The following is a 10,753-nucleotide window of genomic DNA, read 5'->3' on the forward strand; positions in this document are numbered from 1 at the left end:
CTTCTCTGATAAGACTATAGCAACCTTGCGAATTACCCAAGGAGGTATTTGAGTGCTAGTTCAATTTTTAGCTATTACGGGTTCAATGATCATATCTATTGCACCTATACCTAAAGCTACAAACCAAACTCCAGAGAATTTACACAAAACTGCATTTATCAAAACAGCATTAACCCAACCACAACCAGAAACGCAAACTCAATTTTTCCAACAAGTTGGTATTGCTACTGCTAGTACCATCACTATGATGATTATGAGTTGGGGAGTCCGTCGTTTCCAAAAACGTTTAAGTAATAATTTACTAAAATCATTTGAGTCTAATTCCTTAGATGATCAACCCATTACCAAATTAATTAATCAACAACAGCAACATCTTCAAGAAGTTAAAACCAGACTATTTCAACTTGCACAAGCTGGAATTTGGGTCAGTGGCAATTTAATTATTTTAGGACTATTTCCTGCTACCCAAGCCTTACAAATTGGGATTCTCACCATTGCCAAAATTCCCATCAAATTAATTATTGTTGGTGTGGGAACGTATGTCATAGTCCGGTTTACTTATGCTATCATCGATCATTTTACCTCTACCATCATTAGTGGTGGAGCATTACTAACTCCAGAAACTTCCGAACGTCTACAATTGAGAATATCCACATTTTCCGGTGTCACTAAAAGTATCACCACCATTATTTGGGTAGGTGCGGGAATTTTAATGTCCTTAATTGCCTTGGGAATAAATATTGTTCCTCTTCTGGCTGGTGCCGGTTTGGTCGGTGTGGCTATATCTCTCGCTTCCCAAAACTTAATCAAAGACGCAATTAACGGCTTTCTAATTATTTTTGAAGATCAATATGCCCTGGGTGATATGATTACCGTCGGCAGTGTGGGCGGTTTGGTGGAAAAGTTGAATCTACGAATGACTCAAGTTCGAGATTCAGAAGGGCGTTTAATTACCATTCCCAATAGTGAAGTCAAGATTGTAGCTAATCTCTCCAGCCGCTGGTCACGGGCTGATTTAAGTATTCCGATTTCTTATCAAGCTGATGTAGACAAAGCTTTACAATTAATTGAAAATGTGGGTTTGGAGATGAGTCAAGATCCCGAATGGCAACATCAAATTCTGGAAAAGCCGAATGTTTTAGGAGTTGAACATTTTAGCGATCGCGGTATCATGATTCGCGTCTTAATCAAAACTCAGCCCCTCAAGCAATGGACTGTAGCCAGAGAATACCGTCGTCGTCTCAAAATCTCCTTAGACGCAGCCGGAATTTATATTCCCGTACCCCAACAAGCCAATTGGGTTACTGAATTTTAGCTTAAACAAGTTCAAAAATTTTCTAGTTATTCAGTCATCAAAAGACAACTTTTGCTATGAGACTGGGAATATAGCTAAGAGGGTGTTTGAAAAGTTATGGTTGATGTATCAAATATTTTTTACCCCTCCCTAACCCTCCCCTTGTAAAGGGGAGGGAACTGGATTTTTATTGTTTCCCCCCTTTACAAGGGGGGACTAAGGGGGGTAGCAATGTGATGAAAATTACGGAATACCACTTTTCAAACATCCTCTAAGGAATGTGAATTAAATAAGGTGCAAAAGTAGGGTGTGTTAGCGACAGCGTAACGCACCATTCCAGGTTACATCAGAATTGCAGGTTATTAAATTTGCGTTCCTAAGGCCACGCTACGCTATCATCATCTCGTTCCTAGTAGTTCGTCAAATTTATTTTGACGGGTAATGATCGGAAAAAACTTCTGTTCTTCCCTCCCCTACCCCCCCTGCCTCTCTTCTCCCCCTGCTTGCCTTCACCCGTCATTTTCGGGTTGACAGACTACTAGTCTCTGACTAGGAATGCAGTTAATGAGGCTCTGCCTCTAATATCATTGAAGGCAGAGCCTTCTAGAATTCATTCCCAGTCAGAGACTGGGAATGAGATGACTTGAGTTCTTTGGGGGATAAATGTTTTATGTTAAGTTGACACCAATGAAGCTCTTGCTTTACCCCTACCCGCAGAATCAAATAATTAAGCCGTATTGAGTATAAGTTGACACCATTGAATGAAGCATACCCCCATACTCAAAACTAACTAAGAAAGGTCTTTCAACTCAGCGGTGCGGACGGAAAGCATCTGTGTCTGATTCCCTCTTTGCACTTTTATCTGCAACGCTTGACCAAGGGTACTGTCTTCCACTACACCTTGTAACTGTTCAGCACTAGTAATTTCTTTACTATCAATCTGTACAATCACATCACCGCGACGGATACCCGCAGTTGCAGCCGGAGAATTAGGGACAACTCGCATGACTAAAACTCCTTTAACTTCAGGAATTGCAAACATGGAATTAGGATCATTGTTATTTTGTTTTGCTAATTCCGGTGTTAATGTCACCATTTGCACACCTAAATAGGGGTGAGCAACTTTGCCATCTCGTTGCAATTGTACAGCGATCGCCTTAGCCTTATCAATAGGAATTGCAAACCCAATCCCCATCGCGTCGGCGCGAATTGCGGTATTAATTCCAATCACTTCGCCTAAACCATTTAATAATGGTCCACCAGAGTTACCGGGGTTAATAGCTGCGTCAGTCTGGATGAAATCTAACCGTTTGTCACTGATTCCTACTTGAGCGCTCGAACGTTTTAGGGTGCTGACAATCCCCAAGGTAACAGTATTATCAAATCCTAACGGATTACCCACCGCGATCGCCCAATCTCCCACCTGAACATTATTAGAAGCACCCAAAGGGGCAACAGGTAAATCTTTACCAGCATTAATCTTAACTACAGCCAAATCTGTAACTTCATCAATACCTTTCACCTTACCCTCAAAAGTGCGACCATCTTTTAGACGGACTGTAACCTTATCAGCCTTATCAACTACGTGAGCATTAGTGAGAATTACGCCGCTTTTGTCAAGAATAAAACCAGAACCTAAACCCCGTAATTGTTCCGTCGGTGATTGTTGGGGAAAGCTATCACCAAAAAACCGCCGAAAAAATGGATCTTCCATCATCGGATCATTGCGGCGAGTAATCGTTCGTTCAGTATCAATTCTCACTACCGCCGCACCCACACGATTCACCGCTGCTGTCACAAAACTATGACTACCAATGACAGCAGTAGCAGAAGATGGTTTTTGAGCAACTTGTGTGAATGACTCAGTGACAGGATTTGGTCCCGGTTCTGCTGCTGAAGGTAACACCCGTAGGGAAGTGACAGTCAACACCACTCCCATAAAAATCGCTAACACATGGGTACTGAGTTGTCTAATAGACCGGGGCATTTGAAAAAATCGCATAATCACAACCTAATCTACAAGCCTAGTTTTTGCTGTTTCTTGATAAATCTATCTACATCTCATTCTAGTTTATTGACATTTTCACTCACATTTAAGTTTCGGGGATTTTGCCAAATCTTGGCTCAAACATGAATATTTCCCATCTGTCACTAATTCAGTAGCAGCAGTTAAACAACATACAAAATTCCTATCTCTCTAGGCTAAAATATTGATTAAGTAATTAGACAAAAATATTTACAGTCATTGCGAGCGAAGGGAAGCAATCACAACCCTTGGAATTGCTTCATTTCACTTCGTTCCCTATGGCTAACGCCACGCAACGCTTACGCAATGACATTGTGTAATTAATTCTGTCTCACTACTTAGAGCCAAAATGCCAAAACCAATATTCATAGAACAACTCATGAATGGAGCAACCCCCATCACAAACAACTCATCACCTGTATCAGAACCAGGCGAACATATCCACAATCACAGTCATACGGATCATACACACATTGATTCTGTTCATCCTCATGTCCACAGTGAAGAGTCCTTACGGCGAATTATTAACCGACTATCACGTATAGAAGGTCACGTTCGTGGAATCAAGACAATGGTACAACAAAATACGCCATGTCCTGATGTATTATTACAAATTGCCGCCGTGCGAGGAGCATTAGATAAAGTAGCACGAATTGTCCTAGACGAACATTTAACTGAGTGTATTGGTAGAGCCGCCCAAAAGGGTAATATAGAATTAGAAATTGAACAATTAAAAGCCGCTTTAGATAGATTTTTGCCTTGATTATCCATAAATATCAATTTCACTATTCTTTAAATCATCAACCAAACAAACCAATAATTCTGTTTTTACATGGCTTCATGGGGAATATTTATGAATTTGATCAAGCCATAAAACTACTAGTTGATGATTTTTCCCATCTTACCATTGATTTACCGGGACATGGCAAAACTCATGTTTTAGATGATGAATGTTATACAATGGCATCTACAGCCGCAGCTATTATCCAATTATTAGATCAATTAAAAATTGACCAGTGTTATTTAATTGGTTACTCAATGGGAGGAAGATTAGCCTTATATCTGACTCTGTATTTTCCCCAAAGATTTATTAAAGTTATCCTAGAATCTGCTTCTCCTGGTTTAGCAACAGAAACCGCAAGGTTGGCTAGAATTAAAAGTGATGCTCAAATAGCCAAAAAATTAACGAGAATGACAAATAAAGATGATTTTGATCACTTTCTCCATAATTGGTATCAACAGCCAATTTTTGGGGATATTAAAAATCATCCACAATACCAATCTATGATAGCCAGTAGATTAGCAAATAATCCGCTAAATTTAGTTAAATCACTGCAATTTATGGGAGCAGGTTCTCAACCTAGTTTATGGGAATTTCTACCTAAAAATACTATTCCTCTATTATTATTAGTCGGTGAGAAAGATGAAAAATTTATGAAAATTAATATGGAAGTTACCAAAAAATGTAACTTTGTTAAATTACAGATAATTGATCAAATTGCACATAATATTCATCTAGAAAACACTGTAGCATTTGTGCAAAATATGCAAAAATTTTTTAGTAGGGTGTGTTAGCGACAGCGTAACGCACCATTATCAATGATTTGGTACATTACAGATTTCTCCTTGTTGTTACAAAAGAAGGGAACAGGGAACTCTTAACAGGGAACAGGGAGCAAATAAGAAACACTCATTTGCACAAGTTTAAAGCTCAGTCAAAAAAAGGATGTTTTTAAAAGATGCGTAGCACGAAAAAAACAGCACTTCGACACCGCTCAGTGACCAGTGTCATTATTTCAATCTCATGTTTTTAAACATGAGTTTTTCCTGCGATGCACTGAGCTTGTCGAAGTGTTCCCTGCGATGCACTGAGCTTGTCGAAGTGTTGCCCGTTCCCTGTTCCCTCTGAATGAATTCTGGGCGCAGACCCTGCGCCCCTACGTTGCGAACTGTTTTCCTATTGCTGTTGCACTTAGAAATCCCAACTATTGACATCTTTATGAGTCCAACGATAAATTAAAGATTTAAAGGCGAACTCTGGTAAGGCTAACATTCGTTGCCACCGCCAAGGTTCTTGATATAGTCTATATAGCCATTCTAAGTTATTATTTGCTAACCAACGGGGGGCGCGAGTTTTTCCGCCTGACCAAATATCAAAACTACCACCAACACCTATCCAAATTGAGTGGGGACACAAATGACGGTGTTCAGCAATCCATAATTCTTGACGTGGTACTCCCAAACCAACAAATATTACTTGTGGCTGGATTTGGGTGAGAGTTTGCAATAACTGTTCTTCTTCTGCTGGGGAATGATAACCAGAATGTGTACCAGATATTTTGAGGGTGGGAAGTTGTTTTTGCCATAAATCTGCGGCTTTGGCGGCTATTCCTGGTGCGCCTCCATAGAAAAATATCGAGGTGTATGTTTGCTCTTGAGCTATTGTTTGTAAAAGTTTTTCGGCTAATTCAATTCCGGGAAAACGTTGAACTTTTTGTCCTAATAAATATTGTAAATATAGAACAACTCCTGCACCGTCGGGAATGACTAATTCAGCGTTTTTAATGATCTTTGTTAGGGGGAGATTGCGCTCTGCTTGCATAGTCATTTCGGCATTGAGGGTGACTACATGAGTCCCTTTACCTGCTTTTAAACAATCTAATAACCAGTTTGGATAATTACTCATTATATGCACTGGTAAGCCTAGTACGGGGAATGCTTGCGGGAATTTAAACATAGTTTTTTTAAAATCAGACTTTAGGAGAATGTTTGATAAAGATTAGTGTATCAAGTTTTTCCCTGAATGAATGACAAGAATTTGTCAAGTAAAACAGTTTAGGTGTTACAGCAATTCTCGGTTTCATGAAATACAGTGGAGGGCGCAGACCCTGCGCCCCTACAGGTTTTGCGATAGAAAAGTGTACCTCATAACATCAGAAAGTGGGGTTAAGATCCTCTGGACGATCAATATCTGCTAAAGTTTGCAGATAGCTCATTGATAAGTTTAACTTCTGGGCAATTTCTACTGTTTTTACAAATACTTGAGCGGTTCCCCAGGAAATATTTGTAAATAATTCTGCTATTGGTTGTTGTAACCCAATTAAATAATAACCACCGTCTAGGGCAGGACCCAGAACAAGATTACAAACTTTTAATTCCTCGAAGGCGGTTGTTAAAATTTGCGAGTTTAGATCAGGGCAGTCTGTACCAATGATGATGACTCGTTCTGCTTTTTGATTAAACGCATTGATGAGCGATCGCTCCATTTTTGCTCCCAAATCTCCTTCGCCCTGAGATTGATATTTTAAATCATTTCCTAACCAATTTTGCATTTTTTCCAAATTACCACCTGTAAACCGCACTTCTACGGATACTCTGGTGGTCTTTTGCAGTTCTTTGACCTGAAAAATAGTATGTTCGGTCATTTGTTTGTGCAAGTTAGCAGCACCAACTTCACCCAAAGCAGGTATTAACCGGGTTTTTGTTGTCCCAGGTTCTGGGTAGCGGGTAAAAATAATCAGGTGTTGTTTTGATGGTTTCCAAGATATCATTCAAAATTTGCGGCTATTAAAGATATGGCAACTATGGGTGCGGTGACTGCGCGAAGAATCCGACGACCCAAGGAAATGGGCTGAAATCCTGATTCTATGGCTATTTCTATTTCTTGATTTGTCCAACCTCCTTCTGGGCCAATGGCAATAATGATCTCATTTGCAGTTTTATTGATTATCTGCTGTAAATGAGGATAATCTCCACGAGCTTCACAGATATAACGATGAGTGGCAATATTTTCTTTGATGGCAGTGTTAAAAGCTACTGGTTGGAGGATGGTGGGAACTACAGCCCGTTCTGACTGTTCAGCGGCTTCTGAGGCTATACGCTGCCAACGTTCTAGTTTTTGGGGGCTGGGATTTAATAGGGTGCGATCGCTCAAAATAGGTGCAATACAAGTTACCCCTAACTCAGTACAACACCGGACAATTTCATCAAATCCATTGCCTTTGGGTAATGCCATCATCAAGGTAATAGCCACAGGTAATTCAGTTTTTACCTCCAGCGGTTCTAAAATCTCTCCTTGTTCCCCTTGTAACTGCGCTAACCACCATTTCCCCATACCATCCATCACAATAAATTTATCACTATCTCGCAAGCGCAATACCCGCAGCAAATAATGTTGTTGTTGAGGTGTTAATACAAGTTTGTTAGCTTGAAGTTGTTGGGGATGAACAGTAATGCGTTGAAGTTGGGACATATTAGGAGGAGTCAGAAAGTAAGAATAGTCTTAGGGACTTCCAAGAAATAAATTACCCTAATAAACGAACCACAGAGGCACAGAGGACACGGAGGAATGAGGGTTTGAGAGATTTTTTGCGTTAGGTAGCTGAGTGTTTTTTTATTTGGAAGTCCCTTAAATCTGGGAAGGTGATATACTGCAAACGGTTCATAAGTTTAACCAAATATGAAACCCCTCTGGTAAACCTCTCCAGTATTAAATGTTATTCCTTTTTCCTCTCTTCTTAGGAGAGGGTTAGGGAAAGGCTTTGAACCTTGTTCTTTGTATGATAAAAAAGTCCAGCTTCTAGCCGTTTTGAGTATAGGTCTTTAGACCGGAGAGTGTCAATGTAATAATGCTTGAAACCGCTGTTCACCGCGAATTTTAGCAAAATCTGGGTCGGTTTTCGCTAAATCTTGATATTTTTTGGGTACAAGTTGAATAGCTTTTTTGAGGTTATCAATTGCTAGTTCGAGATTATTTTGCAAGGCATAATTACAAGCCTTGTTATAATATGCTTGGTGCAAATTGGGTTGAATAGTAATTGCTTGATTGTAAGATGCCAAAGCTTCTTTGTAGCGTTGTAATTTAGTCAGAGCAATGCCTCGGTTAATCCAAGCTTCATGTTTATTCGAGTGAATAGCGATCGCTTCATTGTATGATTTAACAGCTTCTTCATAATTTCCTAAAGCCGTTAAAGCATTACCACGATTATACCAAGCCTCATCTTTATTTGGGCGAATAGCGATCGCCTTATCATAAGATAATACCGCTTCTGGATACTGTTGCAAAGCAATTAAAGCATTACCACGATTTACCCAAGTCTCCGCACTATCAGCTTTAATAGCTATGACCTGATTATATACATTTAAAGCTTCTTGATAACGATGGGTATCCAACAAACCATTACCTTGTAGTAATAAATTTTTGGCTTTTTGACTATCTTGCACCTCTGTAATTAGTTGATTAACATTGCTTTCCTGGGCAACTTGTTGAGTATTATCTGGAGAAGAATTTGCCAAATCACTACAGCCAATCGCCAGAAAACTAATTAAACTAGAGGCAATTAATTGTCGCCAAACTACCATGTTGCACCTACAAAAATCATATAATTATCCTAAAACTGATGGAAACTTCTAAGTCGTATCGAAATCAACTAATCATTACTAATTGTTTTTTATTTATGTAAACTCAAGATGAAGATTTGGATAAGGTTTTCATAAAGTATGAATATTATACCATATCTGCCAGAGTCAGATCCCCGACTTCTCTAAGAAGTCGGGGATCTTATTTATAGCTGTTGTGGCGGAGTCATTCGGTGAGTTGCCAAAAAAAAGAATCATCCCACATAAAAATTCTAAATGATTTGTGGTAAAATTACGTGCTTGTTGCTTGTGGAGACAAAAAAATTGATTTACAACCGCACAGAATCATAATTATCCGTATTTATCTGTGATCAATTATCCAGATTGATCTGAGATTGAGGATAAAGATTATATAATACTGTGAATACAAGTGTTTTGACAGCAATTAAATTGATAATGAGACGATGGGAGGAAACTAAAAATATGAGTATTGAACCTGACTCATCCAACTCAGAAATAAATCAAGCAGATGAATTAGCAACTGATGGTAGTGATCACTCATTACTAACAGAAGGATTAGGAAAAAAACAAATATTTGGACAATCTGCATTCAAGGCGAACATGAGCAAAGGGGCTACGTTTCTTGTGGAAAGTAACTCCAGTTTGCAAACTGCTATTACCCCAAGAATTTTATTATTTACCAGTTTGGCGATCGCCACAACTATCATTAGTATTGTCATTAATAACTCATTTCTGGGGATTGTGGGAACTTTAGCAACCTTGATTTTATCACTGTTAATCCTGTTCCCGTGGCTGCAAAATATTATTCAAGAATGGTTTTCACCTCAAGATAGAAATGTATTTATTGGCTTAATAGGAGTAATAGTAGCAATAATTGGCTTATTCAGATTTACTAATTTGGGTAGTGGTTTACTGAGTTGGGGAAAAAGAGTTAACTGGGATGCTTCTGGGACTTTAGCAGAATGGTTTGGAGCATTGGGACAAATTGCCATTGCTATCATCGCCGTTTATGTAGCATGGCGACAATATGTAATTTCTAAAGACCTCACCATTCAACAAAACCTGCTAACTGTACAGCAAAACATTATTACCCAACAGCAAACCATAGATTCCTACTTTCAAGGAATTTCTGACCTAGTATTAGATGAAGAAGGATTATTAGAAGATTGGCCACAAGAAAGAGCGATCGCTGAAGGACGCACCGCCGCTATATTTAGTAGTGTAGATGGCAGTGGTAAAGCCAAAATTCTGCGATTTCTCTCCCGTTCCAAATTACTCTCTCCCCTCCAGCGCGATCGCCGACTAGGAAGAGCTATTCTAGATGGTAGTGGTGGTTATGCCGAAGATCGTTTAGAAGGAGTGCGCGTCATTGATTTAGGTGTCATGTTAGCAGGTGCAGATTTAGCCGACAATGATTTGCGCTGGACAGATTTAAGTGAAGCTAACCTCATTCGTGCTAATCTGAGTAATTGCGATTTAGTCAAAGCCAACCTTGCCCGCACAATCTTATATGATGCCAATTTGAGCAACGCCGATTTAAATGGAGTGCGCCTATTTTATGGTTTACCTGAACAGGCATCCCCCCGCAGTCGCAGCGAACCACCCAACTACGAAACAGGAGAACACACCGGCGCAGTTATCGAAAATGCCGACTTCACCAACGCCCAAAGAATGTCCGAATCTACCCGTCACTATTGCTGTACTTGGTGTGGAGAAAAAACCAGACAGACAATTCCCGGTGGTTGTCAAGGGATTCCTAACAAATTGGGAAGATAAAATTTAGGAAAGAGGCAATTGACCATTAATTTAATTTTCGTAGGTTGGCTTGAAGCATGAAACACAACATTAGCGAGAGGATAGTAGGAGGTGTTGGGTTATGGCTATGGCTCCTACGTCGCCACGCAAGCTATCGCCACACTTCGTAAACGTCCCTCAGTCCCTCAACCAAACCTACAATAAATATTGTTTTACATAAAGGGAACGGTAGATCCCATTGGTGTCAACTTAAGCTCAAATCCCTACTACATCTCGTTCCTAGTAGTTCGTCAAATTTA

Annotated in this window: 9 protein-coding genes; 4 read left to right on the forward strand and 5 right to left on the reverse strand. The window is 39.6% G+C overall.

Annotation, left to right across the window (positions count from 1 at the left end; genetic code table 11):
• Positions 1-52: 52 nt before the first annotated feature.
• Positions 53-1,315, forward strand: coding sequence for a mechanosensitive ion channel family protein (locus FJR37_RS09265; protein WP_371416111.1), 1,263 nt, complete (start codon positions 53-55; stop codon positions 1,313-1,315).
• Positions 1,316-2,084: 769 nt separating this feature from the next.
• Here FJR37_RS09265 and FJR37_RS09270 read toward each other — a convergent pair.
• The gene (locus FJR37_RS09270) at positions 2,085-3,296 is read right to left on the reverse strand and encodes an HhoA/HhoB/HtrA family serine endopeptidase (protein WP_027402897.1); all 1,212 of its coding nucleotides are present in this window, start codon (positions 3,294-3,296) and stop codon (positions 2,085-2,087) included.
• Positions 3,297-3,699: 403 nt separating this feature from the next.
• On the opposite strand from FJR37_RS09270, the gene FJR37_RS09275 reads away from it, so the two are divergent.
• Both FJR37_RS09275 and menH read left to right on the forward strand, forming a co-directional pair.
• The gene (locus tag FJR37_RS09275) at positions 3,700-4,083 is read left to right on the forward strand and encodes a metal-sensitive transcriptional regulator (RefSeq protein WP_039204850.1); all 384 of its coding nucleotides are present in this window, start codon (positions 3,700-3,702) and stop codon (positions 4,081-4,083) included.
• Positions 4,080-4,895, forward strand: coding sequence for a 2-succinyl-6-hydroxy-2,4-cyclohexadiene-1-carboxylate synthase (gene menH / locus FJR37_RS09280; protein ID WP_168465858.1), 816 nt, complete (start codon positions 4,080-4,082; stop codon positions 4,893-4,895). The genes FJR37_RS09275 and menH overlap by 4 nt, the downstream gene beginning before the upstream one ends.
• Positions 4,896-5,292: 397 nt before the next feature.
• On the opposite strand, the gene FJR37_RS09285 is transcribed toward menH, so the two are convergent.
• The 4 genes from FJR37_RS09285 to FJR37_RS09300 all read right to left on the reverse strand — a co-directional run bounded on the left by FJR37_RS09285 (position 5,293) and on the right by FJR37_RS09300 (position 8,681).
• A complete protein-coding gene (locus tag FJR37_RS09285) occupies positions 5,293-6,057 on the reverse strand; it encodes a WecB/TagA/CpsF family glycosyltransferase (protein WP_168465859.1) in 765 nt (254 codons plus the stop codon).
• 196 nt (positions 6,058-6,253) lie between these two features.
• Positions 6,254-6,871, reverse strand: a complete 618-nt coding sequence (locus tag FJR37_RS09290; protein ID WP_168465860.1) for a TIGR04282 family arsenosugar biosynthesis glycosyltransferase — start codon at positions 6,869-6,871, stop codon at positions 6,254-6,256.
• Positions 6,868-7,572, reverse strand: a complete 705-nt coding sequence (locus FJR37_RS09295; RefSeq protein WP_168465861.1) for a 16S rRNA (uracil(1498)-N(3))-methyltransferase — start codon at positions 7,570-7,572, stop codon at positions 6,868-6,870. Before FJR37_RS09295 ends, FJR37_RS09290 begins: the two co-directional genes overlap by 4 nt.
• 365 nt (positions 7,573-7,937) lie before the next feature.
• Positions 7,938-8,681: a tetratricopeptide repeat protein gene (locus tag FJR37_RS09300; protein WP_039204847.1), complete on the reverse strand. Its 744-nt coding sequence runs from the start codon at positions 8,679-8,681 to the stop codon at positions 7,938-7,940.
• Positions 8,682-9,161: 480 nt separating this feature from the next.
• Here FJR37_RS09300 and FJR37_RS09305 point away from each other — a divergent pair, with 480 nt between their 5' ends.
• Positions 9,162-10,475 carry a pentapeptide repeat-containing protein gene (locus FJR37_RS09305; RefSeq protein ID WP_168465862.1) on the forward strand — a complete coding sequence of 438 codons (1,314 nt, stop codon included), beginning with the start codon at positions 9,162-9,164 and terminating at the stop codon, positions 10,473-10,475.
• Positions 10,476-10,753: the final 278 nt, after the last annotated feature.

Origin of the sequence: Aphanizomenon sp. UHCC 0183 (assembly GCF_009712065.1) — a bacterium.
Taxonomy (GTDB): domain Bacteria; phylum Cyanobacteriota; class Cyanobacteriia; order Cyanobacteriales; family Nostocaceae; genus Dolichospermum; species Dolichospermum heterosporum.